Source organism: Serratia sp. K1WW1 (assembly GCF_055790865.1).
This window is the reverse complement of the sequence record NZ_CM147697.1, coordinates 522,449-543,030: the sequence shown is the minus strand read 5'-3', so window position 1 is coordinate 543,030 and position 20,582 is coordinate 522,449. Positions and strand designations below refer to the sequence as shown.

The following is a 20,582-nucleotide window of genomic DNA, read 5'->3' as shown; positions in this document are numbered from 1 at the left end:
TATCCGTAATAACATTAGAGTGCGTAGCTAAAGCTCAGCGTAGCGGAACCATCCAGTTTGGTACCATCCGCAGGAGTGCCACCCATATCTTGCAAGGAACCCAATACTGGCTCTACTGCTAGAATGGCTTTGAAATATTTACCGCTAGCCTGAGTATTATTGCGGGTTGCCCAACCGGTGACTTTGCCTTTTTCAACGTAGACGCTATGAGCCGATTCAACAGTAGTGCTGCCTTTATTTTCGCTGTAGACAGCCTCGTCAACGGCATCAACATAGCCGCCAAAAAACTTCATTTTGTAATAACCTAACTTTCCGGAGCCGTTTACCTGACCGAGCCCAAAATGCTGGTTACCGATTGAACTGGCAGTACCCTCACGGTTATCAATGGCGCTAAAGTTCAGGAAGGTATCGGCTTCGCACCGCACAATCAGTTCACCATTAATATCTTTCAATTGCTTAGTTTTGGTAGGATCAATCGCACCACTTGCGATTTGCCCCAAATTATAAACGCCATCGTTAGTTAATGAGACTTCGCAAGAAGGGATTGCCATCTTCCCTTTTACTGATAATTCGGATGACATAGAAGATGCCATGGCAGTTCCCATACTCATCGCCATGATGGAAACGACCACACCTGAGATAATTGTTTTTTTCATAAAAATGTCCATATAGTATTTTTGAATATAACCTGACACCCACTCTTGGGCGCAGGCAAGTCCTGAGAGAAATACCTCCCCGTTCTACCTTATTACCGCGCAAACTTCACCTGACGGCAATAAGAGTAAAAGTTTTACATCCCTAGGATAAGATAAATAAAGAAGCGGGACGTGACGCTTATATACCGAAAGTAAAGTCCAACGTCGCTGAACCATCCAGTGATACCGCTTCTGTAGCCTCGTTATCAGTTAGAGCCAGCCGTGGGGAAACCGTAATATCTACGGAGAAAAGTCTTCCCGCTGAGGTACCCGCCCGCGTAACGTTGTTTTCTGGTACCTGCCAACGGGTACGTTCACCAGGAACAAGCGTCGTGATACCGGACCGAGATGTGGGTTGCCCTGACGTTTGTGGCACAACGGCCATCCGGTCAACCCGGGCATTACTTACCCCTAACAGGTAACGTCCCAACGTCCGGGTGCCACTACCTCCAAGGCTAAAGTATGCCGCGCCTACATCCGTGCCGGGCCTGAACCTGTTGTCCTGTGGGATGATGTCCATGTACGCTGCGCTGCTACACTTCACTCGCCAAGACTGTGTTATTGCCGGTAAGTTTATCCAACCATTCTTTCCGCTTGATCGGCTAATTCTCCCAAAATCATAAACCCCACTATTGGGAGCAATGATCTCACAGCGGGGTGATGCTATTTCCCCGATGACCTTGACCTCACCTGAAGGCATTGCGGCCAAACACCCCACAGATAATAGACCTGTGGCCCCGACCATCCATTTTAGCATTTGAATATTCAGTGGCTAACTCCCTCTTATTATTCACCCTCTCAATTCCCTAAAGCCATTCACCTTTCAAATAAAATAGCTCATTTTCAAAGCGAAAATAGTCTAACAAGCTTATGTAAAAACTTAAACGCACAATCATGCCAGAAAAAGATGAAATATAACCCCGCTTAGAAATACCACTTGATTATTGACATCCCCCTCATTATGCCCATTAAAGAATTCCAGGATTTTGAACCTGATAGAAATAAAATGACAGCATTTGCATCTATTTAGAGTGGGGTTTTCAAAATGATGATCTGTACGGCACGGGATCCCCCTAATACACTCCCGATAATATTTATCCCGAAAACCTCAAGATGCACCTGAAAGTGCCCCTTAATTCGAGACGCTATCAAACTCGCTATTACCAGCAGTAATTAGGCATAAAATCGGGGAAATCACGGTAAAAAGCCGCCATTCTCTCAAAAACAGTTTGTTTCCTCCCGCTTGCTCTTCGCCTTTTATCAGCATGCCATCCTATTAGGATTTGGATTACAAGGGTGGGGGCGTGAACAGTTTTGTAATCAGGAAGAGTTATATTCTGGCACACACCGCCCACAATAATATAGATAGTGCAGTACTGGGTGAGGCACTCCCTACCTCACCCAGCCTTGACCTTATTTTAACTGATTGCCTTGCTGGTTAACGATCTTGGATCACCGCCTGCCAGGCATCTATTCCCAATCACGGTCGTCGTCTTTCTCATCTTGATCCAGCGCGTTATAGGCCACCGCGCAGAACAGAGAGTTAAGCCGTTTCATATCCCCCAATAGCGCCAGATGCAGCGAGCTGGTTTCGATACTTTGCACGTTTTGCTGATGCAGGCGATCGACGTGCGCATGGGCATAGCGACGATCCAGAATGCGGAAACGATGCTTGGAGCGGCGTAACCGCTTGGCGCTGGTGATATCACCGGAGAGAAACACCGACAGGCTAAGGCGCAGATTGTCGGTCAACTTTTCATGCAATTGGTCCAGTTCGGCCAGACCTTCAGCGGAGAACGAACTGCGCGCACCATGCGATTGATCCGCCACATCACTAGCCATACGTTCGATAATATCGCCAGCCTGCTCAAGGTTGAGGGCCATTTCGATGATCTCCGCCCAGCGGCGCGAATCCGCCTCTCCCAGGTCTTCCTTCTGGATCTGCGCCAGGTAAAGTTTGATCGCGGTGTACAACACGTGAACGTCATCGTCCAGACGGCGTACCTCTTTGGCCTGGATGCGCTTACCATGCAATACCTCATGGTGCAGGATCATCATATGCTCTATCACATCCCCCATCCGCAGGGTTTCCCGCGCCGCATTGGCCAGTGCCAAACTTGGCGTATCCAGGGCGCTGACGTCGAGGTGGCGTGGCCGCAAACGGGGATCCTCTGTCGGAGCATCGACGATCCACGTTTCGCACAAGCGCGCCATCGGCCCTGACAAAGGTACCTGTAACAGACAACGCACCAGGTTGTAGAACATGTGGAAATAGATCACCAGCTCCTCTGCATTACCAGGCAGCCGCTCAATACCGTGCGCAATCAGGGAAACAAACGGCAGCACCAGCGCACTACCCAACAGTTTGAACAACAGGCTACCCAACGCCACGCGGCGGCCAGCGGCATTCTGGCCGCTGGTGTTCAACATCACCAACAGGCCGCTGCCCAGGTTGGCACCGATCACCAGGCACAGCGCCACCTGTAGAGAAATCACTCCCGAGGCGGTCAACGTCGCGGTCAACAATACAGCTGCCAGGCTGGAATAGCTGATAATGGCAAACAGAGCGCCGATCAACGCATCAAGCATCACATCGCCGGTCAGCGACGAGAAGATCACTTTGACGCCATAGCCCTGAGTGATCGGCGTAGCGGCGGCCACAATCAGTTCCAGCGCCAATACAATCAGGCCAAGACCAATGGCGACGCGCCCCATCTGGCCTACGCGGGTTTGCTTACGGCTGAGGAATAAAATCACGCCGACAAAAATCAGCAGCGGCGAAAGCCAGGAGAGATTGAACGTCAGCACCCGCGCCATGATCGCCGTGCCAACATCGGCCCCCAGCATAATCACCAGCGCAGGCCCAAGGCCCACCAGCCCTTGCGCCACAAAAGAGGAAACCAGCAACGCCGTCGCATTGCTGCTTTGCACCAACGCGGTTACACCGATACCTGCCACAAAGGCCAGCGGCTTTTTCTCTATGCTGCTGCTCAGAACCTGGCGCAAATTGGCGCCATAGACCCGCATGATGCCGGTCCGGACGATATGGGTTCCCCACACCAGCATGGCAATGGCGGAAAGCAGATTAAGAAGGGTCAACACGGAAGGCTCGCTCCATTGACGCCCGGCAGGCACCACAGGCTATCCCGCCTGCCAGACGCCAGTTAAGCAGGACAGCGGCAAATCGCTTATTGCTATCAAGAAGGAATACTCTAGAGGGAGAGCGCACCACGCATTATCAATCAATGCGACAGCGAAATCATGCAACTACCCGGAATATAACAGTTTCCAATTGTAGCCTAATTTGGCTGCTCTCGGGCGAAAATCGGCCACGGACGCGCAAAAACTGTGCAATATCAATGAACTCTGGCACACGAGTGTTATTCTAATCGTCACACTTCACCCCTTGGTAAACAGAGCTGATGGAACATCCTGGTTTTGCAGCCATTATTGTTGGCGGCGGCGTTGCGGGCTGCACCACGGCGCTGTTGTTGGCACGCGCGGGCATCAATACTTTGTTACTGGAACGGGGTACTCAGGCGGGCAGTAAAAACGTTAGCGGTGGCAGGTTATACACCCATGTTTTGGCCAATCTGCTGCCAAATTTTGCCGCTACCGCCCCTCTGGAACGCCATATCACCCAGGAAAGGCTCTCAATGGTGAGCGGCAATAGCGCGGTGACGCTGGATTATCACCATACCTTGCCCTGTTCCTACAGCCTACTGCGCGCCCATTTCGATCCCTGGCTGATGGCACAGGCGGAAGCCGCCGGGGCACAATGCCTGACCGGTGCCTTGGTCGATGAGCTGATCGTGCAGCAAGGCCGGGTGGTCGGCGTTATGGCGGCGGGTGAAGCGTTATACGCCAATACGGTGATCCTGGCAGAAGGGGCCAATACGCTGCTTGGTGAGCATGCCGGATTGCAGCCAAAACCACCAGCAGCAACGATGGCGATCGGCGTGAAAGAGGTGTTGGCACTGCCGCGCGAGCGGTTGGAAGATCGTTTCGCACTGGAGGATAACCAAGGTTGCGCCTGGCTGTTCGCTGGCCAGCCCACGCGGGGGAAAGTCGGCGGTGGTTTCCTGTACACCAACCGCGATAGCCTGTCGCTCGGCGTAGTATGTAATCTTTCCAGCCTCACTGAGAGTAAAATCGCCCTGCCGCAGATGTTGCAACAGTTCAAACAACACCCTGCCGTGCGGCCATTGCTGAAAAATACCGAGTTACGGGAATACAGCGCCCATCTGATCCCCGAAGGCGGGGTGGAAAGCATGCCACCGCTGTTTGGTCCTGGCTATCTGCTGGTCGGCGATGCCGCGAGGTTATGTATTAATACCGGGCATACCGTGCGGGGTATGGATCTGGCGATGCTATCGGCACAGGCGGCAGCGGAAACCTTGATTGCCGGGCAAGAGTTGCAGCATTACCCCCTGCGGTTACAGCAAAGTTCGCTCTGGGCGCTGATCCAGCAGTATCGGCGTCTGCCGGAGATGATGTTGCAGTCGCCCCATTGGTTTAGCCGTTACCCGCAGTTGGCTGCCGACGTGCTGCAAGAGATGTTTGAGGTCAATGGAAATGCCCCCACACCGTTGCGCAAGCTACTATGGCGCCACGCGCGCCGCATCGGCCTGAAGCAATTACTGAAAGATACCGTCAATGGAATGCGCAGCCTATGAACCAGCCCGATCTCAGCCACAACCATTATCAGGGGGATCACGCCAATCCACACATCATCCTGGCCGACGCACAGGATCGTACGATGCTGATGCGTTTGGTGATCGCCTGCCCCGCCGGGCTTTACCAGTTCCAGCCGGACGGCAGCCTGCGTTTCGACGTACAGGGTTGCCTGGAATGCGGCACCTGCCGCCTGCTGTGTGGGGAAGAAACCATCACCCGTTGGCGCTATCCGCAGGCAGGCAACGGGATTGAGTTCCGCTTCGGTTAAAGGACGTTGGCCAGAGCCTCTAGCACCTCGTGCATATCACCCACAATCCCTACGTCGGCCTGGGCAAAAATAGCCGCCTGCGGATCCTGGTTGATCGCCACAATCAGCTTGCTATGGCGAATACCGATGGCAAACGCCGGAGCACCAGAAACCCCGGCGGCGATACACACCTCGGGAGCAATGATGGCACCGGACATGCCCAGTAAGCGATCCATCTCGCACCAGGCGTTCATCACAACCGGCCTGCTGGCGGCCAACTCTGCGCCCATGTTGGTAGCTAACTGCTGCATCTGGACAACCTGCTGGGCACTGCCAACCCCTTCCCCGATGGCCAGCACGTAGCGCGCCCGGCTCAGCGGTGACGCTGCGGGTTGCGGTGAACACGCCGAGGCCAGTAACCACTCGGCATCGGGTATATTGGCTGGCTCAAAACGTATGGCTGCCACCGGACCTGGCACTATTTCCATGCCAGCCGCACCGCTGCGGGCCACGCTCAGGCACCAAGGTTCCCGCATCATCGCCAGCTCGGCGGTGAGATGGTTGCCATAGACGGCTTTGGTTACCCGGCATTCGCTGCCGTTAATTTGCGCCTGTTCTACCGCACAACTGGCAGAACCGCCACTCCGGCAGGCCAGACGCGTGGCCAACTCGCTACCTTCATCACCAGCAAACAGCAGTAATCGCGGGGTGAAAGCTTGCCGCATCTGCTCCAATACCGCTAATCGCGCCTCTGCCAGCCGGGGAGCGCTAACCCAACGTATTTGTGCCACCTCGCCGTCCAGGCGTGGCAGACTCTGCGGTACCTCATCGCTAAATAGCCACAGCTCCAGGCTCTCTGCAGTAAGCTCGCTCAGCCGCAAGAACTGATTAATCTGACTGGCCTGCGTAGCAAAGTTGGGGGCATCTGCATCCAGTATCAGTGCAATAGTCATCATGGCCACCTTTCACCGAGATAATCCCGGCATAACCGCTGCACTTTCTGCTCCACGCTGTCCCCCTCAATCACCATCCCGGCGCGTCGGTGTTCCACATAGCTTAAGCCACACAGCCGCACATCACCGGCAAGCTGTTCGGTCATCGCCAGATCGGCAGGTGACAGACGTTGGATCTGCCGTTTACCCGCCGCCAGCTTCTGCTTTAAGGTGGGAACGCGTAACGCACTCGCCTGTTGCGAGTTCCCCACCACCAGCACCAAAGGAGGCATCACCGTCATCACCTCCTGCCCGTAAGCGGTTTGCCGGGTAACCCGTAAGGCCCCCACTTCTTCTGCCGCAGCTAATTGGCAAACGCCGGTGATACAAGGCCAGCCAAGGCGTTCTGCCAACAGTAAAGGCGTTTGGCTATTTTGCCCTTCCAGGCTTTGCGCGCCCATGACGATCACCTGTTGGGATCCCATATGCTGGTGATAGGCCGCGATCAGGGCGGCAACCGTAGCAGGGTTAAAACGCAGATCCCACTCTGCAGGAGGTTCAATGCGTACCGCCTGCTGATATTCCAGCGCCATCAGTTGCTTCAGCGCCGGTTCGGCCATAACATCGGCCACCGTCACGACGCTCAGGTTAAGTTCCCTCTCATCACGCAGCATCAGCACCATTTCCGCCGCACTTTCGTCATAGCCGCTTAACAGACGTCGGGCAAAGCGGGTATCAATCTGCAACCGCTCATCGGGTTGCCAATCGCTTTTTGCCAACATGCCCAGATCCGGTGCGACCTTAATCGCCAACAGCAGGTTCATCCGTTTCTCCTGTCAGTGGGCGATTAACGGCTTTACCGAGGAGGCGCCCACCAACGTCATATCCTTGGTTTCCGGCGCCCACATGATCGAGACCACCGCCCCCAGCACCAATACGCCAGTCAGGATCAGCATGGTGCCTTGCAGACCCAGTGAAAGCATCGACAGCGGTAGCAAAGCGGTGCCGATGGCCGAGCCAAGCCGGCTCATCGAGGTGGCAAAACCGACCCCCAGTGAACGAATATCGGTCGGGAAGCTTTCCGCCGGGAATACCCCGACCAGGTTACTGACCGCCGAAATCGTCAGCGTAAACAGAGCAAACAGCATTAACATGGCTCCCTGTCCCGGTGGCACAAAGGCCAATGCCCCCAGGCTGGCAGCCAGGATCCAGAACGCGCCGATCAGGAAGCGACGGCGCGGCAGCCATTGGGTAAGGGCAATTCCCATCACCGCCCCCACCATCAGCAAACCATTAAGCAGCAGATCGGTAGCAAAGCTTTGGCTCTGCCCCAGAGTGGTCAGGATCGAAGGGAGGAAGGTATAGATGGCGAAATAAGGGATCACCAGGCAGACAAAGAACAGGCTGTTGAACGCGGTACGCCGCCAGTAACGCGGTGAAAATAAGGTGTGCATATGGCGTGCGGTTTCTACCGGGATTTCGTCATTGAGGATCACCTGCGGTCCAAAACAGCGCAGCACTACCAGATGAGCCTCGGCGATCCTCCCTTTGCGCATCAGCCAGCGTGGCGACTCTGGCGTACCGATGCGTAACAGCATAATCATCAACGCAGGCACAGCGCTTGAAGCCAACAGCCAGCGCCAGGACTCCGGCCCCAGATCGGCAAGGAAATGGCCAGCAAATCCGGCGGCAACGTAGCCTAACGTCCAGATCACGCTAAAGGATCCCAGCAGGATGCCGCGATGTTTACGCGGAGCAAACTCGGCCAGCATGGTATGGCCGACGGCGTAATCGCCCCCTAACCCAATCCCGACCAATACCCGTAGCCAGAACAGTTGTTCCGGCGAAGTGGCGAAAAATTGCATCACGGAAGCCAACGTGATGATGACAAAACTGAAGCTGAAAATTTTCTGACGGCCGATATGGTCGGAAACCCAACCCAATACCAGGCTGCCAAGGAACAGGCCAATCAGCGCCGAGCTGCCGATCATTCCTTCCCAAAACGGCGTCAGCCCCATCTGCGGCTTGAGCTGGGCCAGCGCAAAGCCTATCACGCCCAGTACATAGCCATCGGTGAGGTGAGCGCCAAAGGTCAGCCCCGCCATTTTGTAGTGAAAAGCGTTGAGCGGAATATCATCCATGCGCACTTGCCGAGGCAGCCGTGTTGTCATCGTTACCCCCTATTCCAGCGCAAAAGGCCCGGCAAGCCGGGCCAGACAGGATTGTTATTTTTCAATCGGATAAATGGTGCCGGTATTCATGATGCCATTCGGGTCGTACACCTCTTTCAACGCCTTGAGGATGTAGTAGGCACTGCCGTGTTCATCCTTGGTCCAGTGCACACGGTGCTTACCGATACCGTGGTGATGCACCATCGAACCGCCCTGTTTGATGGTCTCTTCCACAATGATTTTATTCAGTGGGTTGTGATACTTGTCGATCTCTTCTTCCGGCTTGCAGTCCACCACGTTGTAATCGTACACAAAGTACATGTTGGTGCCGTTGATATAGCTGTGTGACGAGTGGCCGCCCAGCATAGTGATATCACCGGCATGTGGGAACTCATCGCGGATGCGGCGGATCACATTCTCGTAAATCGCATTGATGCAGCCCCAATCGCCGGAAACCTCGGTGGTGAAGCCCATATTGTTGGTCTTCATGATCTGTACACGTTCTGCCGCCACTTTTTCCGGGCCCCAGTTCAGATTGTTGAACCAGGCTTCAATCAGTTTGCTGTCGACCTTTTTACATTCCGGATAGCGTTTGACGATCTCATCAATCCCCGCGCCGGTCGCCTGCGCAATCCCTTTGGCTCCTTCGGCCATAAAGATCAGCACGCATTTGCCTTCGGCAAAGTGGGTAAAATGCTGGGTCCCGTCTTCTGCGTCATACAAGCGGGCAATGGAAGGGCGATAGCCTTCTACCATCACTTCCCGCAGGATGTCGAAACCGGTTGGCATGTTATCGAGGATGTAACCGTAGAACAGGTTGTTTTCCGGCATGTATTTGAAGATTTTCACCGTCACTTCGGTGATAAAGCATAACGCCCCTTCGTTACCGATAATCACATGGCGGATATCCGGGCCAGCGGCACGGCGCGGCACGTTTTTAATCCGGGTGATGTTGCCGTTCGGGAACACCGCTTCCAACCCAACCACCATATCTTCGATCGCGCCGTACAGCGTAGAGAACTGGCCGATACTGCGCGTTGCCACCAGACCACCCATCTGGGCCAATGGTTTTGACTGCGGGGAGTGGCCGGTGGTATACCCCTGGGCACGCAATTGATTCTCCAGCACTTCCAGCGGTACGCCGCACTGCGCCGTGGCCTGCATATTACGGATATCAATGTTGATGACCTTGTTCATTCCCGAGCCATCCAGCACCACGGAATTCCTCACTACCGTTTCCAACCCGCCCTCAGTGGCCGAAGCCCCGGTGCGCGGTACGCCAGTAATGCCGTGCTTATTCATAAACGCCAGCACATCCGACACCTGCTGGGTGTCGGCCAATTTCACCACGGCGGCAGGCAGTGGCTGGGTAAACACGCCATGAATATCGGCATATTTGCGGAAACGGTCTACGCTGTTTTTCTGCAGCACTTTTTCGTCGGTAATCACCCGCTCTGGGCCAACAAGTTCTTTTAACTGAACGACAATTTCTTCACGGGACAGAGACATAAATAACCCTTCCTAAATTAAGAATAGATAAAATCGGCTTAAGTAAAATTAAAAGGAACCACCCATTAATTTAGCGAACCAAATAACCACCATCGACAACCAACAAATGGCCATTAACATAATCAGAGGCTCGACTGGCTAAAAATACCATCGCGCCCATCAGATCCTGCGTTTCACCCCAACGATTGGCCGGAATATGGTCAAGCACACGCTTATTGGTTTCTGGATTTTTACGCGTTTCGACCGTAATATCTGTCGCATAATAGCCTGGCGCAATACCATTAACCTGAATATTGTATTGCCCTAATTCATCGCAATAGGCCTTGGTAAAACCGGCTAACGCATGTTTAGTGGCCGAATAAGCCGGTGACCATTGGCCGCCCAGATAAGAAAACAGGGAACAGATATTAATTATTTTCCCCTGTTTTTTCGGGATCATGATTTTTGCCGCTTCATAGCTCAATTCAAAGGCTGCGGTCAGGTTGATATCGATCATCGGATCCCAATCTTCGCGGCCGAAATCCAGTACCTTATTCAGCTTACAGATACCGGCGTTGTTCACCAGGATGTCCACCGAACCGAAGGTCTCCAGACACTGGGCAATCACTCTGGCAGGTGCGCCTTTCTCAGTAATGTCCACCTGCATAAACTCAACCTTCACCCCTTGCTGCTCAATCATTTCGCGGGTTTCGCCCTTATCCATGATAAAGCTTGGGATGAACAGGTTGGCACCGGCTTTGGCCAACGCCATGGCAAATGCCTGCCCCAGACCGCTGTTGCCACCGGTGACGATGGCGGTTTTGCCTTTTAGCGAGAAGAAATCTAACGAGAACTCATTTAACGCGTTTATTGACATGATTTTGCCCCTTGGTCTGGAAAAAACGCAAAAAAAAGAGAAAAGCAACCTCCCTGCGCTTGGCAGAGAAGTTACTTTTCTCTTCATCTCTAGTAACTGGCAAAAAAAGTAACACATAGGGTCAAGGTTATTCCGTGATGCCTATCACAGTTTCATTTCTTGCCAGGTTGGATTGATATTAAAACTTATTTATTTCGCAGTAACTTGATGAATTACTACGCAATCAGATCCCGTCTAATGTTCCCTACTTCGGTTTTGTGATAACTCTCACAGATGAATTATAGGTTGCCGTGCTATTTATTACCGCAGTTACTGAAAGAGACGAAGAGAAAAGTAACTTCCTGCACTGCGGGAAGCTTGCTTTTCTCTTTTTTTGTTTAACGCGATATACCCAATAACGGTTAAAAGACGGAAAACACTCCAAACATTAACCATTAATGGGTGTATTTATGCGGAACTTCACCATGGAAAAAAACAATTCCCACCGTTGGTTAACGCTGGCAATAATAAGTATCAGCGGCGGAGTAAGTTTCGATCTCGCCTATCTGCGTTATATTTACCAAATCCCAATGGCCAAGTTTATGGGGTTCTCCAATACCGAGATCGGCTTGATTATGAGCACCTTCGGTATCACCGCAATTATTCTGTATGCCCCTAGCGGGATCGTTGCCGATAAGTTCTCTCATAGAAAGATGATGACCTTCGCGATGATCGCCACCGGCCTGCTGGGGTTGCTGATGGCAGTCTATCCACCGTTCTGGGTGATGCTCCTGATCCAGGTCGCCTTCGCGATCACCACCATCCTGCTGTTGTGGTCGGTCTCAATCAAGGCCGCTTCGCTGCTCGGCACTCATGAAGAGCAGGGTAAAATCATGGGCTGGATGGAGGGGCTACGCGGCGTGGGTGTGATGGCCCTGGCCGTATTCACCATGTGGATCTTCTCGCTGTTTGCGCCGGAAAACCCCAACAGCCTGAAGGCGGTGATCCTGATCTACAGCGGCGTATATATCCTGTTGGGCATTCTCTGCTGGTTCTTTGTTACAGACGGCTTTGTCACCAGTGACGAGAGCGAAAAACCGCATAAATTCAGCCTGGGGGATATTCTCTCGGTGCTCAAAATCAGCACCACCTGGTATTGCAGCATGATTATCTTTGGCGTCTATACCATCTACGCCATCCTCAGCTACTCCACCAACTACCTGACCGAAATGTACGGTATGACCCTGGTCGCCGCCAGCTATATGGGGATTGTGATCAACAAAATCTTCCGGGCCATGTGCGGGCCACTCGGTGGGATCATCACCACTTACACCCGGCTGAAATCACCCACGCGAGCTATTCAGTTACTGGCATTGGTCAGCCTGGCCACCCTGGCCGTCTTGCTGATCACCAACCAGAACCCGACTTCGGTCGCCGTGGGGATTGGCCTGATCCTGTTGCTGGCCTTCACCTGCTACGCCTCACGTGGGTTGTACTTTGCCTGTATCGGCGAAGCCAGAACGCCAAAATACATTATGGGCACCACCGTGGGGATCTGCTCGGTGATAGGCTTCCTGCCCGACGTGTTTGTTTACCCGGTTATCGGCCATTGGCAGGACACGCTGCCCGCCGCCGAGGCTTATCACAATATGTGGCTGATGGGGTTAGGGGCAAGCTGCCTGGTCGTGGTGTTCACCTTCCTGCTGTTTAACAACATCAAGCGCGCCGATGCCAAAAACACAACGACACAGCCGGTCACCGAATAATTATCTCAAGGAGTTGCGACATGAAGAGCAAGTACCTGATGGGTGTGGACGTGGGCACCCAGAGCGCCAAAGTGGTAATTTTTGATCTGGGCGGCAACGTCATTTGCGAAGGCAAACAGCAGTTACGCAAGATGGATATCCCGGCCCCGCTGCTGGCAGAACACCCGGACGACGATCTGTGGGATTCGCTTAAGGTGGCCTTCCGCCGCGCCATGCAGCGTTTTGGCGAACGTGGTGGCAAGCCGCAGGACATTCTGGCGATGGGCATTTGCATCGTCCGCTGCTGCCGGGTGCTGCTGAAGGACAACGGTGAGTTGGCCTATCCGGTGATTAACTGGATGGACAAGCGCCTGAACAAGCCTTACGAATATATCGATGCCTATCAGGGCGTGCGTTATGTGACAACTACCTCGGGTTACATCACTCATCGTCTGACCGGTGAGTTCAAAGACACCTGCGCCAACTACATCGGTTGGTGGCCGATGGACAATGACAGCCTCGACTGGAGCACCGATCCCGCCGCCTGGCAAAGCTGCAATCTGACGCGCGACATGGTGCTGGACGTGGTGAAACCCGGTGAAATCCTCGGCCACATCACCCAGCAGGTGGCGCAGCAGCTTGGCATCCCCGCAGGTATTCCGGTGGTGGCTACCGCACATGACAAAGCGGTAGAAGCGCTGGGTGCCGGTTCACTGGATGAAGGCGTCGCGCTGATTTCCCTCGGTACCTATATCGGTGCCATGGTACACGGCCATGCCAACGTGAAGGACGCGCAAAACTTCTGGCCGTTCCAGGCTTCGATCCCAGGGCGTTACCTGTATGAGTGCATGGGCGTGCGCCGTGGTATGTGGACCATCAGTTGGTTCCGCGATCAGTTTGGCGCGGCCGCACTGTCGGATGCCCATGACGCCGGAACCAGCATTGAGGAGTTACTGAATCAGGAAGCAGAGCGCGTTCCTGCGGGTTGTGAAGGCCTGATCACCGTACACGACTGGGCACCACCGTCAGAAGCGGAATTCCGTAAAGGGGCCATGATTGGTTTTGATGGCCGCCATACCCGTGCCCATATGTACCGTTCGGTGCTGGAGGGCATTGCCTTCACCATGAAAAACCATATGGACAAGATGGCGCTGGAGCTGAAAACCCCGTTCAAGCACCTGATTATTTCCGGCGGCGGGGCCAACAGCGATCTGTTTATGCAGATTTTTGCCGACGTGTTTGGCATCCCCACCAGCCGTAACGTGATGAAAGGTTCGGCTGCCGTGGGCTGTGCCATCAACGCCGGGATGGCGGTGAACGTCTTTAGCGATTACGAGCAGGCAGCGCAGAAGCTGGTACGAATGGGAGACAGTTTTACACCGAATATGGCTAACCATCGGTTCTACAATCAGTTGAATCAGCAGGTGTATCAACAGGTAAACCAACATCTGGACCCGCTGCTACAGGCACTCAGTCCGTTGGTCGACTAACACGCAGGGGCACCGGCATTCGGTGCCCTTACCCTTACAATTTCAACTTCCATACGTCGTGATTGGTGGTGGCAACGGCGATGGCCCCGGCATTCAGCGCGGTTTGCGCATCATCCTCATCGCACACCAGACCACCGGCAATGATCGGTAGGTCGATCTTTTCTGCTACCCAACCGAGCACTTTAGGCATACAACCCGGCAGGATTTCGATGCAGTCCGGCGTCGATTGCGCCACCTGTTTGTCGATATTGTGGAAGGAGATCGAGTCCATGATAAACAGCCGGTGAATGGTGTAGAAACCTTGCTGACGCGCCGCCTTCACCATCGAGGCTTTGGTGCTGATAATGCCATCCGCCGCCGTGACGATTTTCAGGAAATTAATCACGATCTCCTTGTTGGAACTGCCTTCCAGCAAATCAACATGCACAAAAGCATATTTGCCAGCCTCCTTCACCTGCTGCACGATGCGGCCAATATTGCAGATATTGCCGTAAAGCACCGAGATGATCTGGCAGTCCGACTTGACCGCGATCTGCAGGCTTTCATTATCTTTTACCGCTGCGATCACCGGGTGCAGCTTTAACAGTTCTTCGATCGACACATTATTCCCCTGTCTCTTTCAGCCTGCTGGCTGAAAATTAATCTGCATCGTATCCCAGATTCGGGGCCAGCCAGCGCTCTACGTCGCCGATCTTCATCCCCTTACGCTGCGCATAGTCTTCGACCTGATCGCGCTGGATCTGTGCCACGGCAAAGTACTTACTCTGCGGATGGCTGAAATACCAGCCGGATACCGCCGCCCCAGGCCACATGGCGAAAGATTCGGTCAGTTCCATGCCGGTATGGCGGTTAACGTCCAGCAACTGCCAGATCTCCGCTTTTTCGGTATGTTCTGGGCAAGCAGGATAGCCGGGAGCCGGGCGGATGCCTTGATAATTCTCACGGATCAGCTCTTCGTTACTCAGGTTTTCATCGGCGGCAAAGCCCCAGTGCAGCTTGCGCACCTGCTCGTGGAGATATTCGGCAAAGGCCTCTGCCAGACGATCGGATAACGCTTTGACCATGATCTTGTTGTAGTCGTCATGCTTGGCATCATAGGCCGCCGCCAAAGCATCCTCTTCCAACCCGCCCGTGACGGCGAATGCGCCAAAATAGTCGGCTTTGCCGCTGCTTTTCGGGGCCACAAAGTCGGCCAGGCAGTAGTTCGGGAAATCGGTTTTTTCCGTTTGCTGACGCAGATGGCGGCTGACCACCAGCACCTCTTCACGGATTTCATCCCGGTAGACTTCTACATCATCCCCGACGCGGTTGGCCGGGAAAAGGCCATAGACTCCACGCGGGTTGAGGGTGCCTGTAGCGGCCAGCATATCCAGCATTTCGTTGGCATCCTGGAACAGGCGCTTGGCCTCTTCCCCTACCACTTCATCTTCCAGAATGCGCGGATACTTGCCCGCCAGTGACCAGGTCATAAAGAACGGCGTCCAGTCGATATAGTGGCGCAGCGTGTTAATGCTGGCCTCAACCGGGAACACACCAAGTTTGTTCGGCACCGGTGGCTGGTAGTTTTCCCAATCCAGCACCATGGCGTTATCCCGCGCCTGTTGCAGGCTGACCGGCGGCGTACGCGGTTTTTTACGCCCGTGCTGGATACGCACAGTTTCGTACTCTTTGCGGGTGCGGGCGACAAACTCGTCCCGCTGGGTGTCTGACAGCAGCGCCGCAACTACGCCAACGGTACGCGAGGCGTTCTGCACGTAGGTAGTCGGGCCGCTGTAGTTCTGTTCAATCTTCACCGCGGTATGGGCCTTGGAGGTGGTCGCCCCGCCGATCAGCAGCGGTAGGGTAAAGCCTTGGCGCTCCATCTCTTTTGCCACGTTGACCATTTCATCCAGCGACGGGGTGATCAGGCCAGACAGGCCGATAATGTCCACCTTCTCTTCGCGGGCGGTTTTCAGGATCTTGTCCGTCGGCACCATCACGCCCAGATCGATAATTTCGTAGTTGTTACATTGCAGCACCACGCCGACGATGTTTTTGCCGATGTCGTGCACGTCGCCCTTCACCGTCGCCAGCAGAATTTTCCCGGCGGTGGTGCCTTTCTGTTTGCTGGCCTCAATGTAAGGTTCGAGATAGGCCACCGCCTGCTTCATCACGCGGGCCGATTTCACTACCTGCGGCAGGAACATTTTGCCCTCGCCGAACAGGTCACCAACCACGTTCATGCCAGCCATCAGCGGCCCTTCGATCACTTCGATCGGGCGATCCGCCTGCTGGCGCGCTTCTTCGGTGTCTAATTCGATAAATTCGGTAATGCCTTTAACCAGCGAATACTCCAGACGCTTCACTACCGGCCAGCCGCGCCATTCGGCCTGCTGCACCGCCACTTCATTGTCTTTGCTGCCCCGGTATTTCTCCGCCAGTTCCAGCAGACGCTCGGTGCCGTCCTGACGGCGATTGAGCACCACATCCTCAACGGCTTCACGCAGTTCGGTGCTGAGATCGTCATAAATCGCCAACTGCCCGGCGTTGACGATCCCCATATCCATGCCGTTGCGAATGGCGTGATACAGGAACACCGCGTGGATCGCTTCACGCACCGGATCGTTGCCACGGAACGAGAAGGAGACGTTGGACACGCCGCCGGAGATCATCGCGTGCGGCAGGTGGGTTTTGATGTCGGCGCAGGCTTCGATAAAGTCGACGGCATAGTTGTTATGCTCTTCGATACCGGTAGCGACGGCAAAAATGTTCGGGTCAAAAATGATATCTTCCGGCGGGAAACCCACGCGCTCGGTCAGGATCTGGTAAGCACGGCGGCAAATCTCAAATTTGCGTTGGCGAGTATCCGCCTGACCAACTTCATCGAAGGCCATCACCACCACGGCGGCACCGTAGCGGCGCACCAGTTTGGCATGGTGGATAAAGGCTTCTTCGCCCTCTTTCATCGAGATCGAGTTGACGATGCCTTTGCCCTGAATGCATTTCAGGCCCTTTTCGATCACGCTCCATTTGGAGGAGTCGATCATGATAGGGACGCGGGCGATATCCGGCTCACCGGCGATCAGGCTGAGGAAACGCACCATCGCCGCTTCGGCGTCGAGCATCCCTTCATCCATGTTGATGTCGATGATCTGGGCGCCGCTCTCCACCTGTTGGCGGGCCACGGCCAGCGCCTCGTTATACTTTTCTTCTTTAATCAACCGCTTGAATCGGGCCGAGCCGGTAACGTTAGTACGCTCACCCACGTTGACGAACAGCGATTTGGCATCAATATTCAGCGGTTCCAGGCCGGACAGGCGGCAAGCGACCGGTAACTCTGGCAACTGCCGTGGCGGTACGCCCTCGACCGCTTTAGCCATTGCGGCGATATGCGCCGGAGTGGTGCCACAGCAGCCACCGATGATATTGAGGAAACCGGCGTGCGCCCATTCGCCCACCTGTTTGGCCATCTCTTCGGCATCAAGATCGTATTCCCCAAAGGCATTGGGTAAACCGGCGTTCGGGTGGGCAGTGACATAGCTTTCAGAGATGCGAGACAATTCCGCCACGTATTGGCGTAACTCATCCGGGCCGAGCGCACAGTTCAGGCCAAAGGTCAGCGGCTTAACGTGACGTAGCGAGTTGTAGAACGCTTCCGTAGTCTGGCCGGAAAGGGTGCGGCCAGAGGCGTCGGTGATGGTGCCGGAAATCATGATCGGTAAGGTCACGCCCAGCGCTTCAAACTCGGTTTCCACCGCAAAGGCCGCCGCTTTGGCATTCAGGGTATCGAAGATGGTTTCGATCATGATCAGATCGACGCCCCCTTCCACCAGCGCGCGGGTTGATTCGCGATAGGCCTCTACCAACTGATCAAAAGAGACATTACGGAAGGCCGGATCGTTAACGTCAGGGGAGATAGAGGCGGTACGGTTGGTTGGGCCCAGTACGCCAGCAACGTAGCGCGGTTTTTCCGGGGTGCGTGCCGTCCATTCATCAGCACAAGCGCGAGCCAGCAAGGCGGCCTGGTAGTTAATTTCGGCGGACAGCGACTCCATATGGTAGTCGGCCATCGCGATAGTGGTCGAGTTGAAGGTGTTGGTTTCGAGGATGTCGGCCCCCGCCTCCAGGTAACCGTTGTGGATCGCAGTGATCACCTCCGGCTTGCTTAACACCAGCAGGTCGTTATTGCCTTTCAGATCGCTTTGCCAATCGGCAAAACGCTCACCGCGGTAATCGGCCTCCTCCAGCCGATAGCTCTGGATCATGGTGCCCATACCGCCGTCCAACACTAAAATACGCTGCGATAGCTGCTGACGCAGTTGTTCCACTCGATTTGTCACTGTAGCCCCTTCACACCCGATTATCCGCCCGACGACTTATTACCCCACATCCCAATATTGTAGCGGCGCGGCACGCTGCGCCCGTCATGCATCCTGCAACTTGAAAGATGGAGGGTCTGACATCCTAGCACAGGTTATGGCGGCAAAGGTGCGAGCGGGTATTGAGAGTTTTTCAGGTTCGCCGACCAACAGATCCGATGAGCGGAGAAGCAACTTGCAATTCATACTCAAAAAACGAAAATGAATTCCATCATACGGAAAGCACAAGGTGAATCATGGCCACTCCCGTTCCCGCCAAACGCGGTAAAAAACCCCGCGCTGCCGCACCCGCTACCAGCACGGCGACCGGCCAGGTCCAGTCACTGACCCGTGGTCTGAAACTATTGGAATATATTGCCGAAGCGCAGGGCAACGTAGCGCTGACCGATCTGGCCCAGCAGGCCGGGTTGCCCAACTCCACCACCCACCGTCTGCTGACGACCATGCAACAGCAGGGTTTTGTCCGTCAGGTGGGCGATCTTGGCCTATGGACCATGGGGGCACATGCGTTTGTGGTGGGCAGCAGCTTCCTGCAAAGCCGTAACCTGCTGGCGATGGTGCACCCAACGCTGCGCCGCCTGATGGAAGAGTCGGGGGAAACGGTCAACCTGGCGGTGATGGACAAAGCCGAGGATCAGGCGGTGATTATCGATCAGGTACAATGCACCGCGTTGATGCGCATGTCAGCCCCGATTGGCGGCAAGCTGCCGATGCATGCTTCCGGTGCTGGCAAAGCCTTTCTGGCCAGCATGCAGGACGATGAGGTAACCCGGCTGCTGCATAAAAAAGGCATGCACACCTATACCCCACACACGCTAACGCCACATAACCTGAAAGAAGGGTTGGCGGTGATCCGCAAGCAGGGGTTCTCGTTCGACGATGAAGAGCATGCCCTGGGCCTACGTTGTCTGGCAGCCTGTATCTTTGATGAGCACCGCGAAGCCTTTGCCGCCATCTCCATCTCCGGCCCGGTATCACGCATTACCGACGATCGCGTTACCGAACTGGGTGCGCTAGTGATCCATGCGGCAAAAGAAATCAGCCTGGAGTACGGCGGCGTACGTTGATTAGACGGGCGCAGCATTGCGCCCTAAGCCCTGAGCAAATCCCCGCTGTTATTTTTCTGTATCGCGCTGTAGAGACTTTGTTTCGCCTCCAGCGAAAAGTATGAATTCGATCACAATTAGCGATCTTGCTACCGAAAGCCGATTGCAACCTTTGGCGCTTCCCTCGACAATGTTACCGATAACATGTTACCGGTAACAATCATTCGTAAAATAATATAGCCGCTGCAGACTATGACTCGCAGGTGGGGGAACCAAACCATGATCAATAATCAGAATCGTGTTTACGTCATTATGGGCGTTTCCGGCAGCGGCAAGTCTGCCGTCGCCAGTGCCGTAGCCCAACGGCTATCCGCCAACTTCCTGGACGGTGATTTTCTCCATCCACGCTGCAATATCCAGAAAATGGCCTCAGGCGAACCACTCAATGACGACGATCGCGCACCATGGTTGGCCGCCCTGAACGACGCGGCTTTCGCCATGCAGCGTACCAATGCGGTCTCGATCATCGTCTGCTCTGCGCTGAAAAAACATTATCGCGATCGGCTGCGTGCCGGTAACGACAATTTGTCATTCATCTATCTGCACGGCGACTTCCCGGTGATCGAGGCTCGGCTGGCTGCCCGCAAGGGGCATTTCTTCAAACCCCAAATGCTGGTCACCCAGTTCGCCACGCTGGAGCAGCCGGGCCAAGATGAAATTGACGTCCAGGCCATCGATATCGATCAGCCACTGGATGCGGTGATTGCCGATACCGTACGGCATATCCAGAGTTTCCAACCACAAGAAGCCTGTGCATAACGAGATGTTCTGAACAACATAACTGGCCCTCGCCACGCGCATTAGGGCTGCATTGTGA

At 54.5% G+C, this 20,582-nt stretch carries 15 protein-coding genes; 6 read left to right on the top strand and 9 right to left on the bottom strand.

What is annotated here, in order from left to right; genetic code table 11:
* Positions 1 to 14: 14 nt before the first annotated feature.
* Together ACX9GU_RS02475 and ACX9GU_RS02470 are read right to left on the bottom strand one after the other, a co-directional pair.
* Complete coding sequence (locus ACX9GU_RS02475) at positions 15 to 656, bottom strand: DUF1120 domain-containing protein (RefSeq protein WP_473193752.1); 642 nt, start codon at positions 654 to 656, stop codon at positions 15 to 17.
* A 1,509-nt stretch (positions 657 to 2,165) separates the two neighbouring features.
* Positions 2,166 to 3,797, bottom strand: a complete 1,632-nt coding sequence (locus ACX9GU_RS02470) for a Na/Pi cotransporter family protein (RefSeq protein ID WP_473193751.1) — start codon at positions 3,795 to 3,797, stop codon at positions 2,166 to 2,168.
* Between the two features lie 320 nt (positions 3,798 to 4,117).
* Between ACX9GU_RS02470 and ACX9GU_RS02465 the strand changes: the two genes are divergently transcribed.
* Positions 4,118 to 5,371 (top strand): FAD-dependent oxidoreductase, encoded by a 1,254-nt coding sequence (locus tag ACX9GU_RS02465; protein ID WP_473193750.1) that lies wholly within the window; start codon positions 4,118 to 4,120, stop codon positions 5,369 to 5,371.
* Positions 5,368 to 5,640 carry a ferredoxin family protein gene (locus ACX9GU_RS02460; protein ID WP_059199039.1) on the top strand — a complete coding sequence of 91 codons (273 nt, stop codon included), beginning with the start codon at positions 5,368 to 5,370 and terminating at the stop codon, positions 5,638 to 5,640. Before ACX9GU_RS02465 ends, ACX9GU_RS02460 begins: the two co-directional genes overlap by 4 nt.
* On the opposite strand, the gene ACX9GU_RS02455 is transcribed toward ACX9GU_RS02460, so the two are convergent.
* The 5 genes from ACX9GU_RS02455 to ACX9GU_RS02435 form a co-directional block, all read right to left on the bottom strand.
* The gene (locus ACX9GU_RS02455; RefSeq protein ID WP_473193749.1) at positions 5,637 to 6,575 is read right to left on the bottom strand and encodes an electron transfer flavoprotein subunit alpha/FixB family protein; all 939 of its coding nucleotides are present in this window, start codon (positions 6,573 to 6,575) and stop codon (positions 5,637 to 5,639) included. The genes ACX9GU_RS02460 and ACX9GU_RS02455 overlap by 4 nt on opposite strands.
* Positions 6,572 to 7,375, bottom strand: coding sequence for an electron transfer flavoprotein subunit beta/FixA family protein (locus ACX9GU_RS02450; RefSeq protein WP_473193748.1), 804 nt, complete (start codon positions 7,373 to 7,375; stop codon positions 6,572 to 6,574). The genes ACX9GU_RS02455 and ACX9GU_RS02450 overlap by 4 nt, the downstream gene beginning before the upstream one ends.
* 12 nt (positions 7,376 to 7,387) lie before the next feature.
* Positions 7,388 to 8,722, bottom strand: coding sequence for an MFS transporter (locus ACX9GU_RS02445; protein ID WP_473193747.1), 1,335 nt, complete (start codon positions 8,720 to 8,722; stop codon positions 7,388 to 7,390).
* Positions 8,723 to 8,776: 54 nt separating this feature from the next.
* Positions 8,777 to 10,231 (bottom strand): FAD-binding oxidoreductase, encoded by a 1,455-nt coding sequence (locus tag ACX9GU_RS02440; protein WP_473193746.1) that lies wholly within the window; start codon positions 10,229 to 10,231, stop codon positions 8,777 to 8,779.
* 70 nt (positions 10,232 to 10,301) lie between these two features.
* Complete coding sequence (locus tag ACX9GU_RS02435; RefSeq protein ID WP_059199044.1) at positions 10,302 to 11,087, bottom strand: SDR family oxidoreductase; 786 nt, start codon at positions 11,085 to 11,087, stop codon at positions 10,302 to 10,304.
* A gap of 464 nt (positions 11,088 to 11,551) precedes the next feature.
* Here ACX9GU_RS02435 and ACX9GU_RS02430 point away from each other — a divergent pair, with 464 nt between their 5' ends.
* Together ACX9GU_RS02430 and ACX9GU_RS02425 are read left to right on the top strand one after the other, a co-directional pair.
* Positions 11,552 to 12,832, top strand: coding sequence for an MFS transporter (locus tag ACX9GU_RS02430; protein WP_473193745.1), 1,281 nt, complete (start codon positions 11,552 to 11,554; stop codon positions 12,830 to 12,832).
* 20 nt (positions 12,833 to 12,852) lie between these two features.
* A complete protein-coding gene (locus ACX9GU_RS02425; protein ID WP_473193744.1) occupies positions 12,853 to 14,301 on the top strand; it encodes an FGGY-family carbohydrate kinase in 1,449 nt (482 codons plus the stop codon).
* A 34-nt stretch (positions 14,302 to 14,335) separates the two neighbouring features.
* Here ACX9GU_RS02425 and ACX9GU_RS02420 read toward each other — a convergent pair whose 3' ends face one another.
* Both ACX9GU_RS02420 and metH read right to left on the bottom strand, forming a co-directional pair.
* Positions 14,336 to 14,902, bottom strand: coding sequence for a glycerol-3-phosphate responsive antiterminator (locus tag ACX9GU_RS02420; protein WP_021180847.1), 567 nt, complete (start codon positions 14,900 to 14,902; stop codon positions 14,336 to 14,338).
* 37 nt (positions 14,903 to 14,939) lie between these two features.
* Entirely contained in the window at positions 14,940 to 18,620 is a 3,681-nt protein-coding gene (gene metH / locus ACX9GU_RS02415) for a methionine synthase (RefSeq protein WP_473193743.1), read from the bottom strand.
* A gap of 275 nt (positions 18,621 to 18,895) precedes the next feature.
* Between metH and iclR the strand changes: the two genes are divergently transcribed.
* Positions 18,896 to 19,726, top strand: coding sequence for a glyoxylate bypass operon transcriptional repressor IclR (gene iclR, locus ACX9GU_RS02410; RefSeq protein WP_024484007.1), 831 nt, complete (start codon positions 18,896 to 18,898; stop codon positions 19,724 to 19,726).
* A 258-nt stretch (positions 19,727 to 19,984) separates the two neighbouring features.
* On the top strand, positions 19,985 to 20,524 hold the full coding sequence (gntK, locus tag ACX9GU_RS02405; protein WP_447889174.1) for a gluconokinase: 540 nt from the start codon (positions 19,985 to 19,987) through the stop codon (positions 20,522 to 20,524).
* The last annotated feature ends 58 nt before the right edge of the window (positions 20,525 to 20,582 follow it).

What these genes read in the sequence shown, in the direction of transcription:
- gntK (WP_447889174.1), top strand. Translation starts at nt 19,985, where the DNA reads ATGATCAATAATCAGAATCGTGTTTACGTCATTATGGGCGTTTCCGGC.
- ACX9GU_RS02425 (WP_473193744.1), top strand. Translation starts at nt 12,853, where the DNA reads ATGAAGAGCAAGTACCTGATGGGTGTGGACGTGGGCACCCAGAGCGCC.
- ACX9GU_RS02460 (WP_059199039.1), top strand. Translation starts at nt 5,368, where the DNA reads ATGAACCAGCCCGATCTCAGCCACAACCATTATCAGGGGGATCACGCC.
- ACX9GU_RS02465 (WP_473193750.1), top strand. Translation starts at nt 4,118, where the DNA reads ATGGAACATCCTGGTTTTGCAGCCATTATTGTTGGCGGCGGCGTTGCG.
- iclR (WP_024484007.1), top strand. Translation starts at nt 18,896, where the DNA reads ATGGCCACTCCCGTTCCCGCCAAACGCGGTAAAAAACCCCGCGCTGCC.
- ACX9GU_RS02445 (WP_473193747.1), bottom strand. Translation starts at nt 8,722, where the DNA reads ATGACAACACGGCTGCCTCGGCAAGTGCGCATGGATGATATTCCGCTC.
- ACX9GU_RS02455 (WP_473193749.1), bottom strand. Translation starts at nt 6,575, where the DNA reads ATGATGACTATTGCACTGATACTGGATGCAGATGCCCCCAACTTTGCT.
- ACX9GU_RS02475 (WP_473193752.1), bottom strand. Translation starts at nt 656, where the DNA reads ATGAAAAAAACAATTATCTCAGGTGTGGTCGTTTCCATCATGGCGATG.
- ACX9GU_RS02430 (WP_473193745.1), top strand. Translation starts at nt 11,552, where the DNA reads ATGGAAAAAAACAATTCCCACCGTTGGTTAACGCTGGCAATAATAAGT.
- ACX9GU_RS02450 (WP_473193748.1), bottom strand. Translation starts at nt 7,375, where the DNA reads ATGAACCTGCTGTTGGCGATTAAGGTCGCACCGGATCTGGGCATGTTG.
- ACX9GU_RS02435 (WP_059199044.1), bottom strand. Translation starts at nt 11,087, where the DNA reads ATGTCAATAAACGCGTTAAATGAGTTCTCGTTAGATTTCTTCTCGCTA.
- ACX9GU_RS02440 (WP_473193746.1), bottom strand. Translation starts at nt 10,231, where the DNA reads ATGTCTCTGTCCCGTGAAGAAATTGTCGTTCAGTTAAAAGAACTTGTT.